Origin of the sequence: Pseudomonas sp. NY15374, from assembly GCF_048068255.1 — a bacterium.
Classification (GTDB): Bacteria; Pseudomonadota; Gammaproteobacteria; order Pseudomonadales; family Pseudomonadaceae; genus Aquipseudomonas; species Aquipseudomonas machongensis.
On the sequence record NZ_JBLUPZ010000001.1, the window covers coordinates 488,259 to 510,274 of the forward strand.

Consider the following 22,016-nt stretch of genomic DNA (forward strand, 5'->3'; position numbering starts at 1 on the left):
ATTCAGGCTCCTCGGTCCGTGCCGTCGAAGGTGTCGCGCCAGTTCAGCCAGCGCTGCTCCAGCCCGGCCAACAGGCCATCGCTGAGTTTGCCGAGCAGGGCCAGGACAATGATCGCCGCGAGCACCAGGTCCGGTCGTGAAGTCTCCCGGCCGTCGCTGAGCAAATAACCCAGGCCGCGGGTGGCGGCGATCAGCTCGGCGGCGACGAGAAACATCCAGCTCAGGCTCAGGGCGCTGCGCAGACCGGTGAATACGCCGGGTATCGCAGCCGGCAGCAGGATGCGCCGGGCCAGGCGCAATGGGCCGAAGCCGTACATGCGTCCGACCTCGACCAGCTTGCGGTCGATGTTGCGGATCGCGGCCACGCCGTTCAGGTACACCGGGAAGAACGCGCCGATGGCGATCAGTGTCACCTTGGAGGTCTCGCCGATGCCCAGCCACAGCAGCAACAGCGGCACCCAGGCCAGGCTCGGGATCGCCCTCAGGCTGGCGAAGGTCGGTTCCAGCCAGGCCTCGGCCTCACGGCTCAGGCCCACCCAGGCGGCGAACAGCAGCCCCAGGGCGGCGCCGATGGCAAAGCCGGCCAACACACGCGACAGGCTGGCGCCGATGTGTTTCCACAGCGCGCCGTCGGCCAGTTGCACCAGGGTCTGCGCCACTTCGCTGGGTGCTGGCATCTGGTAGGAAGCGATCCAGCCCAGGCGCACGACGGCCTCCAGCAGCAGGATGATCGCCAGAGGCAGCGCCAGGCCCTTGAGCCGACGTGGCCAGGGCGAGATGGCAGTGGCGGGCGCCGGCGCGCTCACGCTGCGAGTGTGCGTGGAGAGGCTCATCGCTCGATGCTGGCCTTGCCGAAGGACGGGTCGATCAGCTGGTCGATCACGGCGTTGACGTCGGCGCCACGCTTGACCAGCTCCTCCGACACCAGGATCGGCGCCGCGGCCTTGGAGGCTGTCACGTCCTGTTCGGTCAGTTGCGGCGCCGAGAGGTCGGTACGCGACAGCTGCAGCTTGGCCACATCCAGCGGGAGCTTGGATTCATCGGCCAACAGGCGGGCGAACTCGTCCGGGTGTGCGACTGCCCAGTGGCGTGCCTGCTCGTACGCCTTGATCACCGTGGCGATGGTTTGTGGATGCTGCTTGGCGAAGGTCTCGGTGACACTGACCACGCCATAGCTGTTGAAGTCCTTGTTGCGGTACAGCAGGCGTGAGCCGGCTTGCAGTTCGCTGGCAGCCATGTGCGGATCGAGGCCGGCCCAGGCATCGACATCGCCTTTCTCCAGTGCGGTGCGGCCATCGGGGTGCTGCAGGTGCAAGAGCTCGACGTCGTCCTTTTTCAGCCCGGCCTTTTCCAGCGCGCGCAGGGTGAACAGGTACGGGTCGGTACCTTTGGTGGCGGCGATCTTCTTGCCCTTGAGGTCGTCAAGTGTCTTCAGCGGCGAGTCCTTGGCCACCACCAGCGCGGTCCATTCGGCGCGGCTGTAGACGTACACCGACTTGATCGGGCTGCCGTTGGCCCGGGCCAGCACCGCCGAGAGGCTGGCCGAAGAGCCGAAGTCGGCACCGCCGCTGTTGAGGTATTCCAGCGAGCGGTTGCTGCCCTGGCTGAACACCCAGGTGACCTTGGAGTCAGGCAGGGCTTTTTCCAACCACCCGAAATGCTTGAGCACCAGGCTTACGGGGGAGTAGTAGGCGTAGTCCAGGCGGACTTCCTTGGGCGCGGTTTCGGCGTGGGCGACGGGATTGAAGGCCAGGGCAACGAGGCCGGCAATAGACAGCGACTTCAGGGCGCTGGGCAGGGTTTGGGCAAACAGACGCATGGGGCGATCCAGTCGAGAAGAGGGATCAGGACCGGTTGCAGGCAGCGTGCCATCTCGCCAGGCCCTGGTTTTGCGCAGGTGGGCGCGCAAATCAGGGCTGACAGCTGTGCTGAGCCGGGCAAAGTGTTGCCCTGCTGTTGCAGGGCGAACAGTTGAAGGGGCAGCAGGTCAGCGCTGCGCGCCGGCAGGCCGGATGGCCACGGAGACAGCGAAGGTGCTGATCGGCCATGTTGAGCCATGGCCTTGGCGGCCGAAGCCTTTGCCCGCGCCACGTCTGCCGAGGTCCAAGGGCCGGGAGGCACGGTGCGTGGGGACTACGCGATCAATCTGGGGTTGGGGTATCACTGGTAATGTCGGGGGCGCGCCAATACCACAGCGGTTCGTCACCAACATGCACATGCTTGTGCTTGGCGGCCTCGAACGGCGTGTCCAGTGTTGCTAGTGCCACGGAAACCCAATCACTGAACGCGCCTTGTGAGCGCGACCAGAACAGTGTCGATCCGCATCGGCCACAGAACTCGCGCAGTACCGAGGCCGATGAGGCATAGGCGCTGATATCCGTGGCCCCGCTCGATATCCGCAAGGCCTCCCGCGGCACACTGCCGTAGGAGGCGAACATCGCCCCGTGCGCCTTGCGGCATTGACCGCAATGGCAATGGCTCACGGCCTTGGGACGTACCAGCAGTTCATAGGTGATCGCTGAACACAGGCAGCTTCCCTCGTACACTTCGGCCATACCCGCATCCACCATCCTTGAAAAGTCCTTTGCTTGACGGCATGCGGCCGTTATCAGGCCATTGTGTCATTTCTCGTCCAGCCGTGGCGGCGATGGCGTTCAATCGACGTTCTGCAAGTAACAGGGGTATTCGCGTTTTTGTCGCCGAGCCTGCTCCAGGTCAATCCGTACGACCTGCAACAAACCGTGGTCGTCAGCCTTGCGGCGACGGTGAGGGGCTGGCCAGAGGGGAGTACGCCATGCCGTGGCCGCCAAAGCGCTGGCCCTGTGCAGCCTGCCCGGTGCGGTTGGCGCTGATGACGTAGGCGCCGGAAACGATCGCGGCCACAACACAGCCTACAGGGTCTGACCGTTATGGCCAGCAGGGCGTTGAAAAATAGGGGCAGGTGCAGCCGAACGGGTTCGGTGATGGCATGATGCGCCGACGAATGGCATCTTGCAGCTGCCATTGCTGGCAGCTGACGGTTTCTGGTCCAGACTGTGTTAAGCCTGTCGCTGTTCATGTCGCCTGTCGGTCAGTCATCGCTTTTTCCCTGCTGTTCTATTCAGACGAGGGCCACCAATGATCGAGCGCCGTTCCTGTCGGGCCTTGCTGCTGTCGCTGACCTTCGCGGTATTGCCGCAGGTGGCGCTGGCGGTCGATGACTGCACGCGCCTGACCGCCACCGGCAACCCCGAGTATCCACCGTACCTGTGGCGTGACCCGCAGGACCCGCAGCACCTCGTCGGGGCCAATGCCGATCTGCTCAAGTACATGGCAGGTGAGCTGGGGCTGGATGTGGAAGTGAAATATTCCGGGCCCTGGGGACGCGCCCAGGAAGAAGTGCGTACCGGGCGGGTCGATCTTCTGGCGGGCTACTTCCTGACCCGCGCGCGGCAGAACGAGGTGAACTTCATCGAGCCGCCGTTCCTGCACACCCCAAGCGTGGTCTGGGTGCGCAGCGATAGCGCTTTCGCCTATAAAGGCTGGGACGATCTGCGCGGGCTCAAGGGTGGGGTACTGGTCAACAACAGCCATGGCGAGCAGTTCGACGAGTTCGCCCGGACCAACCTCAACCTGGAGGCAGTGCCCGGCGCCAGGCAGGCGTTCGAGAAGCTGCTGCACAAGCGTAGCGACTATGTGATCTTCGAGCAGTTTCCAGGCATGGCCCTGGCGCGCGTGCTGAAGGTCGACGAGCAGGTGCAGGTGCTCGAGCCTCCGGTATCCAGCGAGGGGCTGTACCTGGCGATGTCCCACGACTCGCCGTGCAACCGGCCACAGTTGCGCGAGCAACTGGCCGCGAAGATGAGGGAGATCGTGTCCAGCGATTTGCCGCAGCGCCTGGTTGCACGAAACCTGGCGCTTTGGCGCCAGCAGCAGGAGAACGTGGCGGCGCCTTGATCAGGGCGGTGTGGCTGCGGCAAGACTTCCCAGCGAAAAAACCGGATAATGGCGCCCATTTCGTTTTACGCGCTGGTGTGCCCGCATGGAAATAAAGGTCAATTTTCTCGACAATCTCCGACTTGAAGCCAAGTTCGACGACTTCACGGTGATCGCCGATCAGCCCATTCGCTACAAGGGCGATGGCTCGGCGCCTGGTCCGTTTGACTACTTCCTGGCCTCCTCGGCGCTGTGCGCGGCGTACTTCGTCAAGCTCTACTGCCAGACCCGCGACATCCCCACCGAAAACATTCGCCTGTCGCAGAACAACATCGTCGACCCGGAAAACCGCTACAACCAGATCTTCAAGATCCAGGTCGAGCTGCCCGAGGATATCAGCGAGAAGGACCGCCAGGGCATCCTGCGCTCCATCGACCGTTGCACCGTGAAGAAAGTGGTGCAGACCGGCCCCGAGTTCATCATCGAGGAGGTCGACAACCTCGACGCCGATGCCCAGGCGCTGCTGATGCCGGTGTCCGACACCACCACCTACATTCCCGGCAAGGACCTGCCGCTGGAGCAGACCATCGCCAACATGTCGGCGATCCTGGCCGATCTGGGGATGAAGATCGAGATCGCCTCCTGGCGCAACATCGTGCCCAACGTCTGGTCGCTGCACGTGCGCGACGCGCAGTCGCCGATGTGCTTCACCAACGGCAAGGGCGCCACCAAGGAAGCTGCGCTGGCCTCGGCACTGGGCGAGTTCATCGAGCGCCTGAACTGCAACTTCTTCTATAACGATCAGTACTGGGGCGAGGACATCGCCAACGCACCGTTCGTGCACTACCCGAACGAGCAGTGGTTCATGCCTGGCCCGAAGGACGCGCTGCCGCAGGAGATCCTCGACGAGTACTGCCTGGAGATCTTCAACCCCGATGGCGAACTGCGCGGCTCGCACCTGTACGACACCAACTCGGGCAACAAGGCCCGGGGCATCTGCTCGCTGCCGTTCGTGCGCCAGTCCGACGGGCAGACGGTGTATTTCCCGTCCAACCTGATCGAAAACCTCTACCTGAGCAACGGCATGAGCGCCGGCAACACCCTGGCCGAAGCCCAGGTGCAGTGCCTGTCGGAAATCTTCGAGCGGGCGGTCAAGCGCGAAATCCTCGAAGGCGAACTGTGCCTGCCGGACGTGCCGCAAGAGGTGCTGGCCAAGTACCCGGGCATCGTCGCCGGTATCCAGGGGCTGGAGCAGCAGGGCTTCCCGGTGCTAGTCAAGGATGCCTCGCTGGGCGGCGAGTTCCCGGTGATGTGCGTGACCCTGATGAACCCGCGCACCGGCGGGGTGTTCGCCTCGTTCGGCGCGCATCCAAGCTTTGAAGTGGCGCTGGAGCGCAGCCTCACCGAATTGCTCCAGGGTCGCAGCTTCGAGGGGTTGAACGATCTGCCTCAACCGACTTTCGAAAGCCACGCGTTGACCGAGCCGAACAACTTCGTCGAGCATTTCATCGACTCCAGCGGCGTAGTGTCGTGGCGCTTCTTCAGTGCCAAGGCCGACTTCGAGTTCGTCGAGTGGGACTTCTCGGGCCAGGGCGAAGACTCCAACGAGCAGGAGGCGCAGACGCTGTTCGGCATTCTGGAAGGGCTGGGCAAGGAGGCGTACATGGCGGTGTACGACGACCTCGGTGCCACCGCTTGCCGCATCCTGGTGCCGGGCTATTCGGAAATCTATCCGGTCGAGGACCTGATCTGGGACAACACCAACCGCGCGCTGGGCTTCCGAGCCGACATCCTCAACCTGCACAACCTCGACAGCCGCTCGCTGAAGTTGTTGTACAAGCGCCTGGAACAGGTCGAGGTGGACGAATACACCACCATCACCACGCTGATCGGCGTCGAGTTCGACGACAACACGGTGTGGGGCCAGCTGACTATCCTCGAGCTCAAGCTGCTGATCCAACTGGCGCTGCAGCGTTTCGAGGAGGCCAAGGAACTGGTGGAGATGTTCCTGCAGTTCAACGACAACACCGTCGAGCGCGGGCTGTTCTACCAGGCGCTGAACGTGGTGCTGGAAGTAGTGCTGGACGACGAGCTGGAGATGGACGACTACGTTTCCAACTTCCGGCGCATGTTCGGCAATGAGCGCATGGACGCGGCACTCGGCTCGGTGGACGGCAGCGTGCGCTTCTACGGGCTGACCCCAACCAGCCTGAAGCTTGAAGGTCTGGACCGCCACCTGCGTCTGGTCGAGAGCTACAAGAAGCTGCATGCGGCGCGTGCCCGCGCGGCGGGCTGAGGGCCGCTTCAGCCCAAGAGAGGGTACATAGCGACCCTCTCGTCTATTTTTTTGTACCAATCCCCTCAGCCATGTGTCCATTTGGCTGAACTTGGCGTCAGATTTGCCTGTCCATCGTGTAACAAAACTGTCATATATCCGTGACAAGTGTGACGAGCTAATCCGATGCCGCTGACAACCCCTCCCGCCAAACACAGAGCCACGATCATCTGCTTCGACAAAGGAAGGGTCTTGCTCGTGCGCAAGAAAGGCGGCAAATGGAACTTCCCGGGCGGCGTCATCGAGCGAGGCGAACAGCCGCATGAGGCGGCAGCCCGAGAGTTGCATGAGGAAACCGGCCTGAGCGACCACGGTTTGCTGCATCTGTGCACCTTGGAAGTGGCCGGGGTTCTCCATTACATCTTCACCACCCACCTTCACCCCGGCGATCGCCCATGTGCGCGCAGAGAAATTGCCGCGTGTACATGGATCGAGCGCCGTGGGCTGGCGCGTGCGCCGCTCAATCCAGCGGCCGAGGCGTTGCTCGCCTGCCAGATTCCGGCGCTGTCGGCCTGGGCAGCCTGATACCGAACGCCGCTTCGCTTGGCAATGGAAGCCGAGACTTGTGACGGCGCCCGCATTACTGCATCTTCACCGTTCATTTCTGTAGGAGGTATCCCATGGACTGGAATGACCTGCGCGTCTTCCTGGCGATTGCCCGCAGCGGCTCGCTCGGGGCGGCCGCCAAGCAGTTGGGCGTCAGTCATCCCACCGTAGGTCGGCGCCTGCAGGTGCTCGAACAGAGCAACGGCCATGCTTTTTTCCGTCGCACCAGCGAGGGGCTGGTACTCACCGCGGCCGGGGAGAGCATTCTTGACCTGGCCGAAAACATGGAACGTAGCGCCTTGGCCATCGAACGGCGTATCACAGGCTTAGGCGAACAGCCCGAGGGCTTGCTGCGCATCGCTTGTGCAGACTGGTTCGCAGGATTCGTGCTGGCACCTGTGCTGCATGAGTTGCACCGCCGTCATCCGTTGATCGTGGCCGAGGTGATCCCCAGCCATCGATTGTTCGACCTGGCCCGCCGGGATGCCGAAATCGCTTTTCGCATCGTGCCGTTCACCGAGCCGGACATCGTTCAGCGTCGGCTCATGACCCTGCGCTATGGGCTGTACCAGGCCGAGCACCAAGCCTTCGATCCCGGCGAGGGCGGTGAGGCGCTCGGTCTTGTCACCATGAATACGGCCCAATCCCATTACCCTGACGTCCACTGGTTGCAGTCGCACTTCCCCAAGGCGCGGACTGTGTTCACTAGCAGTAGCCGCAGTGTGCAGGCGCGGCTATGTGCATCAGGGCTGGGTGTTGCAGTGCTGCCGCGAGCGATCGGCGACCAGTCGCCGTTGCTGCGCCGGCTGGATATCGGCGAGCCGCCACCAGACCGTGAGATCTGGATGGGCTATCACCAGGACATGCGCCAGATGGACCGTCTGCGGGCATTGGCCGATCTGGTGGTAGAGAGGCTTGGCGATGCTCCATGAGCGCAGGCACCGCTACCGGGCAGCCGCGGGACGGCGCGCCAGGGTAAAGCTCAAGCCTGCGCCCAACACCAGGCAAGCGGCCATGCACAGCAGCGCAATGGTGAAGGCATGACTGATGGCGGTCGGGTCGGTGCCAGCGCCCAGCACGCCATAGAATATGCCGCCGATCACCGCCACGCTGAGCGCCGTGCTCACTTGCAAGGTCGAACTGGTGACACCGGCCATCATCCCGGACAACGCTGGGGCGACACGCCCTGTGATCATGCGCATCAGGGTCGGCATCGCCAATCCCTGGCCGAAGCCGATGACGAATAGCACGACGGCGAAAATCGCGGGCTGCGGGCCAGGGTTGCCCGCTGTGAGGGTAATGAGGCCTGCGAGTGCGACCAGGCCTGCAACCATCAATGCCAGGCCAACGGCGTTGGTGTAGAGGCCCAGCACGCGTGTGCACAACGGTGCGGTCAACGGCCCGATGAGAAAACCCGCGCCGAAAGGCAGGAAGACCAGGCCTGCATGCAGCGCGCTTACATGCAATGCACCTTGCAGGTAGATCGAGAAAAGCAGGAAGAAGGCACCGATCGTGTAGAACGATAGGGCGACCAGCAATGCCCGGCGCAGCCCCGGCACGCGCAGCGCGGCCGGATCGAGCAAGGGCGCTCCCCCCGCGCTGGCCAGGCGGGCCTGGTGGCGCCAGAAGGTCCAGCCAAGCAATGGACAGGCGATCAGCGACAGCCACGCCCACAGTGGCCAGCCGGCCTCACGGCCTTCGATCAACGGCACGATCAGCGTGGCAAGTGTGAGCATCGACAGCGCCATGCCGCCGAGATCGAGCCTGCGCGCATGGCTGGCGCGAGTCTCCTTGATCAAGGGAATGCCGAAGAGGATGACCAGCAGCGCGACCGGAAGATTGATGAGAAAGATCATCCGCCAGCCAAGCCCGAACAGATCGAGCGAAATCAGGATACCGCCCAGTGCCTGTCCGATCACGCTGGCCAGACCGAACACCGCACCATACAGGCTCAGCGCCAGGGGCTTTTCCGCCTCGGGGAAGATCGCCTGTACCGAGGCCAGTGCCTGTGGCGCCATCACTGCCGCGGTGATGCCTTGCAGCGCACGGCCAGTGATCAGCATCCAGGGCGTGGCAGCGAACCCGCAGAGCAACGAGGCGGCGGTGAAGCCGACAAGGCCGATGAAGAACATGCGTCCGCGGCCATGCAGGTCGCCCAGCCGGCCACCGGTGATCAGCGTTACCGCATAAAGCGCGGCATAGGCGGAAATGACCAGTTGCTCGGCCGATGCCGAAGCATTCAGGTCGCTGCGTATCGATGGCAGCGCCACATTGACGATGAAGAAGTCCAGCGGTGGGAGGAATGCCCCGACAAGCAGGACCACGAACATCGCCCAGCGGCGTTGGTCGGGGCCGGCTGCCCTGTCGTCAGGTGCCAGGGTGAGTGAGTGGTCAATATCAGGTGGGTTTTTCATACGAGGCCCTCGTAAAAGATGGGGCCATGCTAGGAAGCGCTTGAAGGTGGGGTCAACGCTTTACCCCCTTACAAAAATGAACGTTGAAACTGCAGGAATGACAGTCCCGTCAATGCCTTGCGACTCGCACAATGGCTCGGACAACCGGCTGTGAACGCCGGCTCCCCAGACTTGCAGGAGATCGTTGCAATGAACCTTGAGACTTTGGAAAAACGCCTGGACCGCATCGAAAGCCGCCTGGCGATCGAGTCGCTGATCTGGACCTACGCCCAGGCCTATGACCGCGTGGATGAGGCACTGCTGGAAAGCATCTGGCATGTCGATGCAACCCTGGACTTGCCGGCATTCGGGCACGGAACCGGGCGCGAGGGCATTCTGGCCATGGCTCGGGAATCGTGGCGGAAAATGCCGCACATGCATCACTGGATGGCCAACCCGCTGATCGAGCTTGATGGCGAAAGCGCCACCGCGGTCTCACAGGCCGACTGTCTGTTCCATGACATCGAACAAGGCCCTGTGCAGGCCGCTGGCTTGTACCATGACCGCTTCGAGCGACGCGATGGAGAATGGCGCTTTACCGCGCGCCGCTTCGAGCTGATGTTCCTGGTGCCACTGCAAAACTGGCAACCCATTGCCGGTTCGCAGGCGTTCGCCCGCTCATGAAATCAATAGCCTTGCTCGGATGTGGCAACTAGCTCGAACTCGTGTAGGCGCGGCGGTTCGGCGCCCCGACTTGTCCCGCGAACACGGGCGTAGCCCGTGCCAGGCAGCGCTGAGTCTTTTTCGCGGGTAAACCCGCTCCCACAGGGATCCGCGCTGCTTTTGTAGGAGCGGCCTTGTGCCGCGATCGGGCGCGAAGCGGCCGCAAGCCAGGCAACCGAAATTTTCCGGATAGGTCTGAGGGCCTGGTTTCACGGCCGCTTCGCGCCCGATCGCGGCACAAGGCCGCTCCCACAGGGGATTGGGCTGGTCTTTAAATTTTGAGCAAGACAGTTGCTTCTACAGGTGCGATGGGCACCTGTAGAAGCGGTTCAGGGTGTCCGTCGGAGCAGCAAGACAGCGCCCGCCAGCTTGCGAAAACACCTTCAGTCCTTCACCACCGCCAGCCCCGCCTCCTGGGGTGTTTCGGCCTCCAGCTTCAACCGGTCGGCCTTGCTGATGTACTTGGGCTTGTTGCTCTTGGGCGCCAGCTTGGCGTTGGCTTTCTTGGCGTGAGCCTTCAACAGCTGTTTGATCTTTTTCTGACGATTCATGTTTTTCGCGCCCCTTGAGCGCATCCACTGGCAAAACGCGGCGAGCTTAGCGCTGCCGATCCTGATGGACAAGGTTATCGATGTGCCGCCAACGAGAAGGGTGCATCGGTCTCGTGCGGCCGGCCGTGAATGATCTGCCGGGTGATCATCTCGCCGCTGGCGCAGGCAAGGGTGAAGCCCAGCGCGCCATGGCCGACGTTAAGCCACAGGTTCTCCAGCCCCGGCGCCCGGTCGATGATCGGCTTGCCCAGCGCAGTGGCAGGACGCAGGCCCGCCCATGCCTGGGCCTGGCGCAGGTCCAGGGCGGGGAACAGTTCCGACACCTGCGCCTTCAAAAGGTCGATGCGCCGCTTCGGGGCCTCGGCCGAACGCACGCCCATGTCCACCATCGCGGCGATCCGCAGGGTGCTGCCCAGCGGTGCGTAGACAATCTTGCGATCGGCGTCGGTGACGCTGAGCCGCGGCAGCGCGTCGGCATCGGCAGGCTGCACGCTGAGGCTGTAACCGCGCAGCCCATAGAGCGGCAGGCTGATCCCCAGCGGTTTGAGCAAGCCGACACTGGCGATGCCTGAGGCGATGATGAAGGCGTCAGCCTCAAGGGTTTCGTTGCCCAGCTTCAGCGCCGTAATCCGCTTGCCCACCTTGGTAAAACCGCTCACGGCCTGGCCCAGCTTGAAACGCACATTCGCCAGGCCATCCAGATGACGTTTGAGCCCCTCGCAGAACAACCGGCAGTCTGCGGTGGCTTCGCCGGGGGTGAAGATGCCGCCGGCAAGTTGCCCGACCACCCCTGACAGCGTGGGCTCAAGGTCGCTGCATTGGCTGGGCGTCAACAGGCGTTGCTGCGACCCGGCCTGTTGCTGAAGTTCGGCCAGCCTGACTGCGGCGCCCAGCGAAGCTTGGCTGCGATGGATGATCAGCTTGCCGGTCTGGCGCAGGTTGAAATCGATCGGTGTCTGTTGCAGCAACTGCTCCAGCAACGCCTGGCTGCGCTGGGACAGCCTGAGCATCTCGCTTACCGTGCGCTCGACCCGGCTTGCCCGGCATGCCCGCAGGAAGGCCAGGCACCAGCGCCATTGCTGCAAATCCAGGCGCGGCTGCAGGCGCAGTGGCGAGTCGCTGGCGAGCAACCACCTGGGCAGGTTGGCGAACACCGACGGGTCGGCCAGGGGCGCCACGTAGTTGTAGCTCAGTTGCCCGCCATTGGCGAAGCTGGTCTCCAGGGCGATATCCTCGTTGCGTTCGACCAGCGTGACCTGAAGCCCTTCGCGCGCCAGGTACAGCGCACTCGAAAGGCCAATGACCCCACCCCCCACGACCACCACATGCATGTGCCTTCTCCTGAAATCGTGCCACTGCGCTCAGTATCCAGCCTTGCCGTTCACGTCCGCCAAGGCCTATAACTGCAGCTTCCATAACCTTGGGCTATGACCATGCGTATCCGTCACATCGAAGTGTTCCAGGCAATCCTGCGGACCGGTTCCCTGACGCGCGCAGCACAGGCACTCAACATCACCCAGCCTGCGGCCAGCAAGCTGCTGGGCCATGCAGAGGCGAGCCTGGGTTTCGTCTTGTTCGAGCGGGTCAAGGGGCGTCTGCAGCTCACCCGCGAGGCCGAAATACTGATCCCGTCCATCGACAAGGTGTTCCGCGACCTGGACGATGTGCGGCGGCTGTCGCGCAGCCTCAGGCATCAGTCCAGGGGTGCGCTGCGCATCGGCTGCATTCCGTCACTGGGCTTGAAGGTGCTGCCTCACGCCCTGGCTGCAAGCCAGCGCGCCAATCCCGAGCTGTCCCTGGACCTGATCACCGCCCACAGCGAACAACTGGCGCAGGCGCTGCTGGCGCGCGAGATCTCGATTGCCTTCACCTTCAATGGCCAGCCGCGACCCGGCTTGAAGGTCATTGCCTTGCACGAAGTCGAGCTGGTCTGCCATGACGGCACGCAAGACCAGGGGCCGGTGTCTCTGGATGCCATCGACCCTGCGCGGATCATTGGCCTGCCGGCCTCGGACCCCCTCGGTGAGCTGGTCCGGCCATGGCTTGGCGGCGTGGACAGCCGCACCCAGGTCCAGACCTACTATGTGGCTTGCGCCCTGGCCCAGGCGGGGGCAGGTATCGCCTTGATCGATGAGTTCACCGCCGACGCCTTGCTCCCGCCAGGGCAGCGCGCGCGACGGATCACGCCACGGCTGCCCGTGGTGCTGACAGCGGTGGTGCATGAGAATGCGGCGTTGTCGAAGCTTGAGAAAGACTTCATGGCCTCGGTCAGGCTCATGGCTGCCGGGGCAGCCATAACCTGAACTCATGCTTTGCTGCGTTTGCCTGCCTGGCGAACGAGGTGTTCAGCGTGTTGGACCCAGTTTTTTCTCGAAGTACACCCGGTTGAAGCCGTCTTCGCTGCGCCGTGCGACCTCGACATAGCCAAGCCTGGGGTAGAGGCCGAGGTTGTCGGTCATTCGCTCGTTGGTATAGAGCTGCACTGCATTCAGCCCGAGTTGGCGCACGCGGCTTTCGCACAGGTTGATCAGCGCCTTGCCGATACCACGTCCGGCGGCACTGGGCAGCACGGCCACGTTTTCCAGCAGCATGCAATTGTCGTCGGGGTAGAACACGATGAAACCCTGCAGATTGGCCTGTTCATCAATGGCCACATGAACCTGGCCTTCGGCGATCTGACGGGCATAGTCGGCCAACATCGGTGCGGGCTTGCGCCCGATCAGCGGGATGTAGCGGGCGTAGGCCTGTTCGGCGCAGGCCTGGATGGCGGGTTGGTCGGTGGGGGTGGCGGGGCGGATCATGTTGGGTCTCCTGCTGAGGCCTGCGCCCGCATCGTGCTGTGCGAGAGGGGCGAGATCGTCCATAGCCTGGTGTTCTGCTCCTCGATCCTTTTCAGCAGTTCTACAAGCGACAGCCCCGTGGCGATGGGCACCCGGCGCAGTTGGCTATCACCGAACGAGCTGAACCGAGCGTCGATCTGCACAAGCTGTTGCTGCAATGCCTTGGCATCCTGCACATCAACGTAGGCAGCTGCGTTGCGGACCAGCCAGAGTGTAAATCGGGTCTGGTCTCTGTTCGAGAACCGTACGCACATGTAGACCGGCCACAGATTTCCATCCGTTTGTTCCCAGCCAGGGGGGCACAGGTTCAGCCAGGCACGAGCGTGTTCGACACTGGACAGCGGTATCGTCGGCAGGTGCTTGTGAATGGCTGTCTTGACCGACGTCATGCCCCTGGTATCGCGCAGCGTCTGGATGACGTCCTTGTTCTGCAGCATGAACATTAAGGTGTTACCAGGGGTCTGGGCATGCAGCCAGTTCTTCTCGATACGTTGCGAACTGGGCTTGAGCAGCTCTTTTATCGCGATCGGATGCTTCCAGTGAAGGGCAGCAGCCAGTTCGTTGCAGCGCTTGGTTTCCGGGCTCTGCCAGTCGCTCTGCCTGTTGCAGTAACTCACCACCAGCCTGGCGGCTGCGTTGCCGCGCTCAACGTGCACAAGCGCACGATCGGCCGAGGTTTTCAGCCATTCGTAGCCGAGATGAAGCCAGGTATCGACACACGGACGTAGCTTGTTGTCTTCAGCGTAGAAGTCGCGGTCCAAGGCAATGTAGACCGGCTTGTAATGGCGTAAATGGGGAGACTTGGCAACCAGTGCGGTGAAACTGTCGCGGTATCCATTGAGTTGGGCGGCAGTGTGCCCGCTGCGCGACTTGTTCTCTATCAGCAGAATGAACTTGTTCTGTGGGTCGATGATGAACAGGTCCACGCGTTCGGAGGGCTGCATGCCCAATTCCCGCGCATAGAAAGCCGCTCCGAAACTGGAGATACGGATTCGCGAGGGTGGCCATTTTTTGAAAAATTGCGCGGTGTTATAGCGGTTGTCCAGCCCGCTTTCGCCACTGGCTGCGCGCATCGAGGCGGCCATCAGCAAGTCGCGCAGGATCTGGTCGCCTTGCCCGTGCCCCTCTCGCGGGTCGAACATCCAGCCAAGAATATCGGAGTGCTGGTTCTCGTGGAGGGAGATGACGTCGAGTATTTCATCGCCGGTTCGCTGCAACTCGCAGAGCGAGATGAGGTCCTGGTCGGCCATGAATTGCTCTAGTGCTGCGTCGAGGTCGGTAACATCCATTTTGTTGGCCCGATGAGTAATCGAAACCTGCGAGTGTCGTGAAGCAGAGGAGCGGCTAGCACATTCCGTTGCAGGAGGCGGTGCAATCTACCTGACCCTCTGCGGCCAGGGAAGCGCTGTCCCGAGCAATGCCGGGCAGGATGCGAGGAGAAGGGCGTTTCGGTGCTTGCGAGACCGATAGGATTGCATGGTACGTACCGCGTTACATTACGCATGAGGCTACCTGGACTGGTGCCTGATGGCACAAGCCCAGGCGCGCCGTTACTTATTGCCTGCGGATACCGACGATAGTCGCTGCGCCCCCTTGCATGCGGAAGTCGAAATCGACCTTGTCACCAACCTTCAAGCCATCAAGTTGTTCGCCGGTGGCGCTGAAACCCATGGTCATCGCCGGCCATTTCAGCGCTGCCACAGCCCCATGGGCCAGCGTCACCTTGCCGTGCTCGGTGTCGATCGCCTTGACCGTGCCTTCGGCATGCGCGCTTGGCGCTGCCTTGCTGGCCGACATGTCCATGCCCTCCATCGTCATGCCTTCCATGCTTTGCTGCGCTTGCGCGCCGGCGGCAAAGGCGACCATCAATACAGCGCCGAGGTACAGATTTTTCATTGGGTTTCTCCTGGTTGGGGGGTATCGGTTACTGCAAGATCGCGACGCCTGATCAGCCAGTACGCCGCGGGAATCACGAACAACGAGAGCAGCGGGGCGGTCAGCATGCCGCCGACCATGGGTACGGCGATGCGGCTCATCACTTCGCTGCCGGTGCCGCTGCTCCAGAGAATCGGCAACAGCCCGGCGACGATCACTGCCACCGTCATTGCCTTGGGCCGGATACGTTGCACGGCGCCCTGGCGAATCGCCTCGCGCAATGCCGCTTCGGAGTGCTCGCCCGTGGCCTGGCGCTCGGTCCAGGCGTTGTTCAGGTAAATCAGCATGATTACCCCGAACTCCGCCGCGACCCCGGCCAGGGCAATGAAGCCGACCCCGGTGGCCACAGACAGGTTGAAGCCCATCAGGTACAGCAGCCACACCCCGCCCGTCAGGGCGAAGGGCAGGGTGCCCATGATCAGCAGCGCCTCGCCGAGACGGCCGAAGGTCAGGTAGAGCAGTACGAAGATGATTGCCAGGGTCGCCGGCACCACCCAGGCCAGGCGGGCATTGGCGCGCTCCAGGTACTCGAACTGGCCGGAGTAGCTCAGGCTCATGCCGGGGTCGAGCTTCACCTCGCGGTCCACGGCCTGGCGCAGGTCGGCGACCACCGACGACAGGTCGCGCCCACGCACGTCGATGTACACCCATCCGGAGGGGCGGGCGTTCTCGCTCTTGAGCATGGGCGGGCCTTCGGCAATGCGCACCTGGGCCACGCTGGCGAGGGTGATCTGGCCGCCCAGGGCGGTGTAGATCGGCAATTCGCGCAGTGCCTGGACCGAGTCGCGCCACTCGCGGGGGTAGCGCAGGCTGATCGGGTAGCGCGCCAGACCCTCGACCGTTTCACCCACCGTATCGCCACCGATGGCGCCGGCGACGATGGCCTGCACGTCGGCGATGTTCAGGCCATACCGCGCCGCGGCCTGGCGATCGATGTCGAGGTCGATGTAGCGCCCGCCGGTGAGACGCTCGGCCAACGCCGAGGTGACGCCCGCTACGCCCTTGGCTGCGCGCTCGACCGCCTGGGTGGCGCGGTCGATCTGGGCCAGGTCGCTGCCGGCCACCTTGACCCCGATCGGGCTCTTGATACCGGTGGCGAGCATGTCGATACGGTTGCGGATCGGCGGAATCCAGATGTTGGTGAGCCCCGGCACACGCACGGTGCGGTCGAGTTCCTCGACCAGTTTTTCGCTGGTCATGCCTGGGCGCCACTGGTCCTTGGGCTTGAGTCGCACGAGGGTTTCGAACATCTCAAGCGGCGCCGGATCGGTGGCCGACTCGGCGCGCCCAGCCTTGCCGAACACACTGGCCACCTCGGGTACGGTGCGGATCAGGCGGTCGGTACGTTGCAACAGCTCTGCGGCTTTTTGCGCCGACAGACCGGGCAGGGCGGACGGCATGTACAACAGGTCGCCCTCATCCAGCGGTGGCAGGAACTCGCCGCCCAGGTGGCTCAGCGGCCACAGGCTGCTGAGCAGCACCAGCAGTGCCCCGGCCAGGGTCAGCAACGGCTTGCGCAGCACCTGCTCCAAGGCTGGGCGATAGAGGCGGATCAGCCCGCGATTGAGCGGGTTGCGCGCCTCGGCCGGCAGAGGGCCGCGGATCCAGTAACCCATCAGTACCGGCACCAGGGTCACCGCCAGCCCGGCAGCGGCGGCCATGGCGTAGGTCTTGGTGAACGCCAGCGGTGCGAACAGCCGGCCCTCCTGGGCCTGCAGGGTGAACACCGGGACGAACGACAGGGTGATGATCATCAGGCTGAAGAACAGCGCGGGCCCGACTTCCTGCGCCGCCTCGGTCATCACCTTCCAATGCTGCTCTCCGCGCAGCACCTGCCCGGGATGCCGCGCATGCCAGGCCTCGACATGCTTGTGCGCGTTCTCGATCATCACCACGGCCCCGTCCACCATCGCGCCGATGGCGATGGCGATACCACCCAGCGACATGATGTTGGCGTTGATGCCCTGGTGACGCATGACGATCAGTGCGATCAGCACCCCCACCGGCAGCGACACGATCGCCACCAGCGAGGAGCGCAAGTGCCAGAGAAACGCGGCACAGACCAGCGCGACGACGATGAACTCCTCGAGCAGCTTGTGGGTGAGGTTGTCCACTGCACGGTCGATCAGCTGGCTGCGGTCATAGGTGGTGACCAGCTCCACGCCGGCCGGCAGGCTTTTCTTGAGTACTTCAAGCTTGTCCTTGACGCGCCCGATGGCCTCGCGGGCATTCTTGCCGCTGCGCAGGATCACCACGCCACCCACGGCCTCGCCCTGGCCGTCCAGCTCGCCGATACCGCGGCGCTCCTGCGGGCCAAGCTGGACCCTGGCCACATCGCCCAGGGTCACCGGTGCACCATTGGCCGCCAGGCGCAGAGGGATGGCGCGAAAGTCATCGAGCGTCTTCAGGTAGCCCGAGGCGCGCACCATGAACTCCGCCTCGGCCTGTTCCAGCACGCCGCCACCGGTCTCCTGGTTGGCCTTGCCGATCGCCTGCGCCACCTCGTCCTGAGTGATACCCAGGCTTGCCATGCGCAGCGGATCGAGCACCACCTGGTACTGCTTGACCATGCCACCGATGCTCGCGACCTCGGCCACATCGGGCAGGGTCTTGAGCTCGAAGCGCAGGAACCAGTCCTGCAGGCTGCGCAACTGTGCAAGATCGTGCCCACCGCTGCGGTCGACCAGGGCGTACTGGTAGATCCAGCCCACCCCTGTGGCATCCGGGCCAAGCACAGGCCTGGCCGTGGCCGGCAGACGCGACTGCACCTGGCTCAGGTACTCCAGCACCCGCGAGCGTGCCCAGTACAGGTCGGTGCCGTCCTCGAACAGCACGTAGACGAAGCTGTCGCCGAACGCGGAGAAACCGCGCACGGTCTTGGCCCCCGGCACCGAAAGCATGGTGGTGGTCAGTGGGTAGGTGACCTGGTTCTCGACGATCTGCGGGGCCTGCCCGGGGTAGGAGGTGCGGATGATCACCTGCACGTCCGACAGGTCCGGCAAGGCATCGATCGGCAGGCTGCGCAGGGAAAACACGCCCCAGGCTGCCAGGAACAGCGTGGCCAGCAACACGAGGATGCGGTTGCCGACCGACCAGCGAATCAGTTTCGCGATCATGGCCGAGCCTCCTGCGCGGCAGGCATCGAATCCGGCGCAGTGGTGGCCTCGATGCCCTTGAGGCTGGCCTCGGAGTCGATCAGGAACTGTCCCGATGCAACGACCTTCTGGCCTGCCTGCAACCCCTGCAGCACGGCGACCTGGCCGCCGCTCTCCTGGCCCAGCAGCACCTCGACCGGACGGAAGCGGCCCTGGTCCTCGGCGAGCATCACCAGGTCGCGCTTGCCGGTCCGGATGACGGCCTCGGCCGGCAGCGTCAGGCCCTCATCGTCTGGCGCTGCCGGGCTCAGGGTTACCTGTGCCGTCATGCCGGGTCGCAGTCGTCCCTCGCGGTTGGGCAGCTCGATGCGCAGGCGCAAGGTGCGGCTTTGCGGATCGGCATCGGCCAGCAGGGCGGTCAGTGTGCCGCTCACCGTCTCGCCGGGATACGCCGGCAGGCGTGCTTGCACCGCCTGGCCCTCGCGCAGACCCTGGGTCTGGGCTTCGGGTACCGCGGCTTCGAGCCATACCTGGGCGATGCCGTTGATCCGCGCCAGTGTTGCGCCCGGCGTCAGGGTCATGCCCGGTCGCAGGTCCAGGCTCTGCAGCGAACCCGCGCTGGGCGCCACCAGGGTCACCCACTGCTGTACCTTGCCGCTGCGCGCGACTCGCTCGATCAGCTCGGCAGGCATGCCGGCCAACAGCAACCGCTGGCGCGCAGCAGCCTGCAACCCCGCATCGCCGGTACGGCGCAGTGCGAGAAACTCCTCCTGCAACCCGGCCCACTCCGGTGCCAGCACATCGGCCAGCGGCGCGCCTTTGGCCACCACATCGCCGGTGGCGCGCCCGTAGGTGCGCTCGACGAAACCCGCGGTACGTGCCTGCAATACGCTGAAGTCGCGTTCGTCGAAGGCCAGCACGCCGCTGACCTGCAGCGTGCGTTGCAGCCGGCTGCGCGTCACGGTCGCCAGGCGTACCCCCAGATTCTGCTGAACGCCCGGGGAGATCTGCACCGCCGGTTGCCCCTGAGCGCCATCACCCTCGGCATACTTGGCCACCAACTGCATGTCCATGAAGGGCGACTTGCCCGGTGCCGGGAAATGCTGCTGCGGGTACATCGGGTCATACCAGTACAGCGCCTTCTGTTCTGCGAGTGCCGCCGCCGTGCTCGGGCCGCCTTTGCGGGCGAGCCCGTAGCCGACGCTGGCGCCGACCGTCAGCGCGAGCACCGCGATCAAGCCGATGGATGTGTGTTTCATGCCTGCACCTCGCCATAGATGAAGTGCAGCCGTGCGGCGGTCGCCGCCAACTGCCCTTGCCAATCGATATCCTGCAATTGCGCCTCGACCCGCTGACGGCGGGCTGCGAGCAGATCGCCCAACGCCGACTTGCCGGCCCGGTAATCGGCCAGGGCCAGGCGCACCCGTTCTTCGGCCAGGGGTAGCAATGTCTCGCGACTGCGCGTGACGGCCCGTTGCAGGCGCTGGTACTCGGCCAGGTCCGTTTCCAGTTGCGCGGTGTGCTCGCGCAGCGCGGCTTGCTGCTCATCCTCGAGCTGACGCACCTGGGCCTGGCGAGCGGCGATGGTCGGGTCCTGGCGCGAGCCGGTGAACAGCGGCAACTGGAAGCTGACTTGCAGGCTGACCATGTTGCTGAATGCCGGGCCGCGACGTTGGTAGTCCAGCTCCCAGCCCCAGTCGGATTTCTTCTCGGCTTGTGCCTGGTGCACCTGCGCCTGGGCTTCGCGGGTCATCGCGCCATAGGCGGCCAGTTCCGGGTGCACATGCAGGGCGTGCAGGTATGCCGGGGCATCCACTGCCCATTGCGGGAAGCTGCGCGCCAGGGTCTCGCCGTCCTGGCCGATCCAGCGTTTGAGCGCCGCACGCGCCTGGGAGGCCTGGCTGAGCAACTGGTCTTTCTGCTCATCCAGTTGCGCGGCCTCCTGCCCAGGTGCCAGGGCATCGGCCGCGGCGCCGCCACCACCGGCCAGGCGCGCCCGCACGGCGGCGTCCAGCAGACGGTTCTCGTGGTAGAACGCCTCGAACTGCTGCAGCTTGCGTTGCACGGTATAGGCCGCGATCCACGCCTGGGCCGTGGCTGCGCGTACTTTCAGGCGCTCCACCAAGGCTTCGGCATCGGCCCGTTCGACGGTCGCCTGGGCGGTCTCGACCCGCGCCTTGCGCTTGTCGCGGTTGGGCACTTCCTGGGCCAGGCCGACCACTTGCATGGTCATGAAGTCGCGGTTCGTGCTCCAGCGGTCGCTGCCGTCCACCGGCAGGTTCTGCAGCCCGAGGTTCAGGCGTGGATCGGGCAATTCACCGGCTGGCAGCACCGCATTGCGTGCCGCAGTGACCTGCTCCTGGCGCGCCTGCAGGGAAGGGGCGTTGCGTTCGGCCAGTCGTAGCGCATCGTCCAGGGACAATGCAGCGGCCTGCGCCGACAGTGCCGGCAGCAGGATCAGCAGGGTGGCCGCAAGCGTCCACCCGGCTTGGAAACGTAGGGGAGTCATGGACATGATTCCTTGAAAACACTCGCGCACAGGCGCATGCCATTGCCTGGCCGCTAGGGCAGGGCAATGGAGTGAGGGTCAGCAAGGGATCAGGCGCGCGGAGGACGCCAGCGATCAGGCGGTGCGCGCGACAGCAGACTGTGGGCGTAGCTGTCGGAGGGGCGTGGGGTGGCGAAGGTCAGGGCAGGTGTCGCGAGGCTGACCTGCAAGGTGGTGGCGGTCTTGCACTCTTGGCCGGCCTTGCAGGCCTTGGAGACGTGCTGGGAGGAGGATTTGCCGCTGTCCTGGTCCTGGCAGCAGTCATGGTCCATCCCCGCCATCATGCTCATGCCCATGGCCTGCATGGGGCAGGGTTCGGTAGGCGACTCGATGCCCGCCATCCCGGAGAGGGGAAGCGAGAGCATCAAAAGCAGGATGATCAGGCGGCGCAGGGTGGCGGACATGGCGCGAGTCTAGCGGGAATTGCGTTAGGGGAACATTAACAAAATCTGTCTACGCCAGGCTGGCTGCTTGCTTCGAAATCAAAAGCCAGCCCAATCCTCGTTCAACATCCAAAAGCCAGCCCAATCCCTGTGGGAGCGGGCTTGCCCGCGAAAAGGGCACTGCGGTGAATGGCACGGGCTACGCCCGTGTTCGCGGGCGAGCCCGCTCCTACAGAGATCCGGGCTGGCCTTTAATGCCGGGCGGTTCAGTGAACGGCGCCGAACCCCGATCCTGGTACCTGCCGCAATGCTCCGACCAGGGCATCTGCCTGTCCGAGCGCGATCTCAAGGCTGCGCATGCTGGCACTCATCAACTGGCGCACCTCGACATCGGCACAGGTATCGTGGGCATGGTACGCATCGGTATAGGCGTGGAGCATGAAGTGGCAGGCGTTGGACAGCACCTCCTCGATGGGGACCAGACCTTCGAGAATGGCGGTGGAGAGGGATTTGCCGGCGGGGACTGCGAATTTGCGGAGGAGATTTTCGGGTGGGTCGGGGACGATTTTTTTCATGACAGCTCCGTGTAGGTTGAACTGCATCCTTTCGTTTCCACACGTTAGGGTGGCAGCTGTTCACGGGGTGGAAAGCCGGGTACACGGAAAACCCCGGTAGGTCCGAAGACCTCCCGCGCACAGCTGCCATAAAGGGCTGCCGCTTTCCATGTATCCGGGTTTCCACACCCGGTCGCT

21 protein-coding genes are annotated in these 22,016 nt (G+C 64.0%); 6 read left to right on the forward strand and 15 right to left on the reverse strand.

Features of this window, described 5'->3' with window-relative positions; genetic code table 11:
• Positions 1-2: 2 nt before the first annotated feature.
• From ACNFHO_RS02455 to ACNFHO_RS02470, 4 genes are all read right to left on the reverse strand, one after another.
• On the reverse strand, positions 3-833 hold the full coding sequence (locus ACNFHO_RS02455) for an ABC transporter permease (RefSeq protein WP_112898486.1): 831 nt from the start codon (positions 831-833) through the stop codon (positions 3-5).
• Positions 830-1,819, reverse strand: a complete 990-nt coding sequence (locus ACNFHO_RS02460) for an aliphatic sulfonate ABC transporter substrate-binding protein (RefSeq protein ID WP_416765066.1) — start codon at positions 1,817-1,819, stop codon at positions 830-832. The genes ACNFHO_RS02455 and ACNFHO_RS02460 overlap by 4 nt, the downstream gene beginning before the upstream one ends.
• Positions 1,820-2,141: 322 nt before the next feature.
• The gene (locus tag ACNFHO_RS02465; protein WP_416765068.1) at positions 2,142-2,555 is read right to left on the reverse strand and encodes a GFA family protein; all 414 of its coding nucleotides are present in this window, start codon (positions 2,553-2,555) and stop codon (positions 2,142-2,144) included.
• Between the two features lie 193 nt (positions 2,556-2,748).
• Positions 2,749-2,883 (reverse strand): hypothetical protein, encoded by a 135-nt coding sequence (locus ACNFHO_RS02470; protein WP_416765069.1) that lies wholly within the window; start codon positions 2,881-2,883, stop codon positions 2,749-2,751.
• Between the two features lie 234 nt (positions 2,884-3,117).
• On the opposite strand from ACNFHO_RS02470, the gene ACNFHO_RS02475 reads away from it, so the two are divergent.
• The 4 genes from ACNFHO_RS02475 (at position 3,118) to ACNFHO_RS02490 (ending at position 7,728) form a co-directional block, all read left to right on the forward strand.
• Positions 3,118-3,936, forward strand: a complete 819-nt coding sequence (locus ACNFHO_RS02475; protein ID WP_112898480.1) for a substrate-binding periplasmic protein — start codon at positions 3,118-3,120, stop codon at positions 3,934-3,936.
• Between the two features lie 85 nt (positions 3,937-4,021).
• Complete coding sequence (locus ACNFHO_RS02480; protein ID WP_416765070.1) at positions 4,022-6,211, forward strand: OsmC domain/YcaO domain-containing protein; 2,190 nt, start codon at positions 4,022-4,024, stop codon at positions 6,209-6,211.
• A 165-nt stretch (positions 6,212-6,376) separates the two neighbouring features.
• Positions 6,377-6,775: an NUDIX domain-containing protein gene (locus ACNFHO_RS02485; protein ID WP_054891454.1), complete on the forward strand. Its 399-nt coding sequence runs from the start codon at positions 6,377-6,379 to the stop codon at positions 6,773-6,775.
• A gap of 95 nt (positions 6,776-6,870) precedes the next feature.
• The gene (locus ACNFHO_RS02490; protein WP_416765071.1) at positions 6,871-7,728 is read left to right on the forward strand and encodes a LysR family transcriptional regulator; all 858 of its coding nucleotides are present in this window, start codon (positions 6,871-6,873) and stop codon (positions 7,726-7,728) included.
• Positions 7,729-7,740: 12 nt separating this feature from the next.
• Here ACNFHO_RS02490 and ACNFHO_RS02495 read toward each other — a convergent pair whose 3' ends face one another.
• Positions 7,741-9,210 (reverse strand): MFS transporter, encoded by a 1,470-nt coding sequence (locus ACNFHO_RS02495; RefSeq protein WP_416765072.1) that lies wholly within the window; start codon positions 9,208-9,210, stop codon positions 7,741-7,743.
• A 189-nt stretch (positions 9,211-9,399) separates the two neighbouring features.
• On the opposite strand from ACNFHO_RS02495, the gene ACNFHO_RS02500 reads away from it, so the two are divergent.
• Positions 9,400-9,873: a nuclear transport factor 2 family protein gene (locus ACNFHO_RS02500; protein WP_054891452.1), complete on the forward strand. Its 474-nt coding sequence runs from the start codon at positions 9,400-9,402 to the stop codon at positions 9,871-9,873.
• A gap of 422 nt (positions 9,874-10,295) precedes the next feature.
• Here ACNFHO_RS02500 and ACNFHO_RS02505 read toward each other — a convergent pair whose 3' ends face one another.
• Both ACNFHO_RS02505 and ACNFHO_RS02510 read right to left on the reverse strand, forming a co-directional pair.
• Complete coding sequence (locus ACNFHO_RS02505; protein WP_416765074.1) at positions 10,296-10,463, reverse strand: DUF2986 domain-containing protein; 168 nt, start codon at positions 10,461-10,463, stop codon at positions 10,296-10,298.
• Positions 10,464-10,537: 74 nt separating this feature from the next.
• Positions 10,538-11,794, reverse strand: a complete 1,257-nt coding sequence (locus tag ACNFHO_RS02510; protein WP_416765076.1) for a D-amino acid dehydrogenase — start codon at positions 11,792-11,794, stop codon at positions 10,538-10,540.
• A 102-nt stretch (positions 11,795-11,896) separates the two neighbouring features.
• Here ACNFHO_RS02510 and ACNFHO_RS02515 point away from each other — a divergent pair, with 102 nt between their 5' ends.
• Complete coding sequence (locus ACNFHO_RS02515; RefSeq protein ID WP_416765077.1) at positions 11,897-12,766, forward strand: LysR family transcriptional regulator; 870 nt, start codon at positions 11,897-11,899, stop codon at positions 12,764-12,766.
• Positions 12,767-12,808: 42 nt separating this feature from the next.
• On the opposite strand, the gene ACNFHO_RS02520 is transcribed toward ACNFHO_RS02515, so the two are convergent.
• The 8 genes from ACNFHO_RS02520 to ACNFHO_RS02555 all read right to left on the reverse strand — a co-directional run bounded on the left by ACNFHO_RS02520 (position 12,809) and on the right by ACNFHO_RS02555 (position 21,839).
• Positions 12,809-13,264, reverse strand: coding sequence for a GNAT family N-acetyltransferase (locus ACNFHO_RS02520; protein WP_416765079.1), 456 nt, complete (start codon positions 13,262-13,264; stop codon positions 12,809-12,811).
• A complete protein-coding gene (locus ACNFHO_RS02525) occupies positions 13,261-14,553 on the reverse strand; it encodes a PD-(D/E)XK nuclease family protein (protein WP_416765081.1) in 1,293 nt (430 codons plus the stop codon). Before ACNFHO_RS02525 ends, ACNFHO_RS02520 begins: the two co-directional genes overlap by 4 nt.
• A gap of 304 nt (positions 14,554-14,857) precedes the next feature.
• Positions 14,858-15,199, reverse strand: a complete 342-nt coding sequence (locus tag ACNFHO_RS02530) for a copper-binding protein (RefSeq protein ID WP_416765083.1) — start codon at positions 15,197-15,199, stop codon at positions 14,858-14,860.
• Entirely contained in the window at positions 15,196-18,354 is a 3,159-nt protein-coding gene (locus ACNFHO_RS02535) for an efflux RND transporter permease subunit (protein ID WP_416765085.1), read from the reverse strand. Before ACNFHO_RS02535 ends, ACNFHO_RS02530 begins: the two co-directional genes overlap by 4 nt.
• The gene (locus tag ACNFHO_RS02540) at positions 18,351-19,592 is read right to left on the reverse strand and encodes an efflux RND transporter periplasmic adaptor subunit (protein WP_416765087.1); all 1,242 of its coding nucleotides are present in this window, start codon (positions 19,590-19,592) and stop codon (positions 18,351-18,353) included. The genes ACNFHO_RS02535 and ACNFHO_RS02540 overlap by 4 nt, the downstream gene beginning before the upstream one ends.
• Entirely contained in the window at positions 19,589-20,842 is a 1,254-nt protein-coding gene (locus ACNFHO_RS02545; protein WP_063545160.1) for a TolC family protein, read from the reverse strand. The genes ACNFHO_RS02540 and ACNFHO_RS02545 overlap by 4 nt, the downstream gene beginning before the upstream one ends.
• Before the next feature lie 89 nt (positions 20,843-20,931).
• Complete coding sequence (locus tag ACNFHO_RS02550; protein WP_416765089.1) at positions 20,932-21,285, reverse strand: hypothetical protein; 354 nt, start codon at positions 21,283-21,285, stop codon at positions 20,932-20,934.
• Between the two features lie 245 nt (positions 21,286-21,530).
• Positions 21,531-21,839 carry a hypothetical protein gene (locus ACNFHO_RS02555; RefSeq protein ID WP_063545158.1) on the reverse strand — a complete coding sequence of 103 codons (309 nt, stop codon included), beginning with the start codon at positions 21,837-21,839 and terminating at the stop codon, positions 21,531-21,533.
• Positions 21,840-22,016 lie beyond the last annotated feature (177 nt).

Excerpts from the sequence above, each read along its gene's own strand:
- ACNFHO_RS02455 (WP_112898486.1), bottom strand. The coding sequence starts at position 833 with ATGAGCCTCTCCACGCACACTCGCAGCGTGAGCGCGCCGGCGCCCGCC.
- ACNFHO_RS02460 (WP_416765066.1), bottom strand. The coding sequence starts at position 1,819 with ATGCGTCTGTTTGCCCAAACCCTGCCCAGCGCCCTGAAGTCGCTGTCT.
- ACNFHO_RS02465 (WP_416765068.1), bottom strand. The coding sequence starts at position 2,555 with ATGGCCGAAGTGTACGAGGGAAGCTGCCTGTGTTCAGCGATCACCTAT.
- ACNFHO_RS02475 (WP_112898480.1), top strand. The coding sequence starts at position 3,118 with ATGATCGAGCGCCGTTCCTGTCGGGCCTTGCTGCTGTCGCTGACCTTC.
- ACNFHO_RS02480 (WP_416765070.1), top strand. The coding sequence starts at position 4,022 with ATGGAAATAAAGGTCAATTTTCTCGACAATCTCCGACTTGAAGCCAAG.
- ACNFHO_RS02485 (WP_054891454.1), top strand. The coding sequence starts at position 6,377 with ATGCCGCTGACAACCCCTCCCGCCAAACACAGAGCCACGATCATCTGC.
- ACNFHO_RS02490 (WP_416765071.1), top strand. The coding sequence starts at position 6,871 with ATGGACTGGAATGACCTGCGCGTCTTCCTGGCGATTGCCCGCAGCGGC.
- ACNFHO_RS02495 (WP_416765072.1), bottom strand. The coding sequence starts at position 9,210 with ATGAAAAACCCACCTGATATTGACCACTCACTCACCCTGGCACCTGAC.
- ACNFHO_RS02500 (WP_054891452.1), top strand. The coding sequence starts at position 9,400 with ATGAACCTTGAGACTTTGGAAAAACGCCTGGACCGCATCGAAAGCCGC.
- ACNFHO_RS02505 (WP_416765074.1), bottom strand. The coding sequence starts at position 10,463 with ATGAATCGTCAGAAAAAGATCAAACAGCTGTTGAAGGCTCACGCCAAG.
- ACNFHO_RS02510 (WP_416765076.1), bottom strand. The coding sequence starts at position 11,794 with ATGCATGTGGTGGTCGTGGGGGGTGGGGTCATTGGCCTTTCGAGTGCG.
- ACNFHO_RS02515 (WP_416765077.1), top strand. The coding sequence starts at position 11,897 with ATGCGTATCCGTCACATCGAAGTGTTCCAGGCAATCCTGCGGACCGGT.
- ACNFHO_RS02520 (WP_416765079.1), bottom strand. The coding sequence starts at position 13,264 with ATGATCCGCCCCGCCACCCCCACCGACCAACCCGCCATCCAGGCCTGC.
- ACNFHO_RS02525 (WP_416765081.1), bottom strand. The coding sequence starts at position 14,553 with ATGGCCGACCAGGACCTCATCTCGCTCTGCGAGTTGCAGCGAACCGGC.
- ACNFHO_RS02530 (WP_416765083.1), bottom strand. The coding sequence starts at position 15,199 with ATGAAAAATCTGTACCTCGGCGCTGTATTGATGGTCGCCTTTGCCGCC.
- ACNFHO_RS02535 (WP_416765085.1), bottom strand. The coding sequence starts at position 18,354 with ATGATCGCGAAACTGATTCGCTGGTCGGTCGGCAACCGCATCCTCGTG.
- ACNFHO_RS02540 (WP_416765087.1), bottom strand. The coding sequence starts at position 19,592 with ATGAAACACACATCCATCGGCTTGATCGCGGTGCTCGCGCTGACGGTC.
- ACNFHO_RS02545 (WP_063545160.1), bottom strand. The coding sequence starts at position 20,842 with ATGACTCCCCTACGTTTCCAAGCCGGGTGGACGCTTGCGGCCACCCTG.
- ACNFHO_RS02550 (WP_416765089.1), bottom strand. The coding sequence starts at position 21,285 with ATGTCCGCCACCCTGCGCCGCCTGATCATCCTGCTTTTGATGCTCTCG.
- ACNFHO_RS02555 (WP_063545158.1), bottom strand. The coding sequence starts at position 21,839 with ATGAAAAAAATCGTCCCCGACCCACCCGAAAATCTCCTCCGCAAATTC.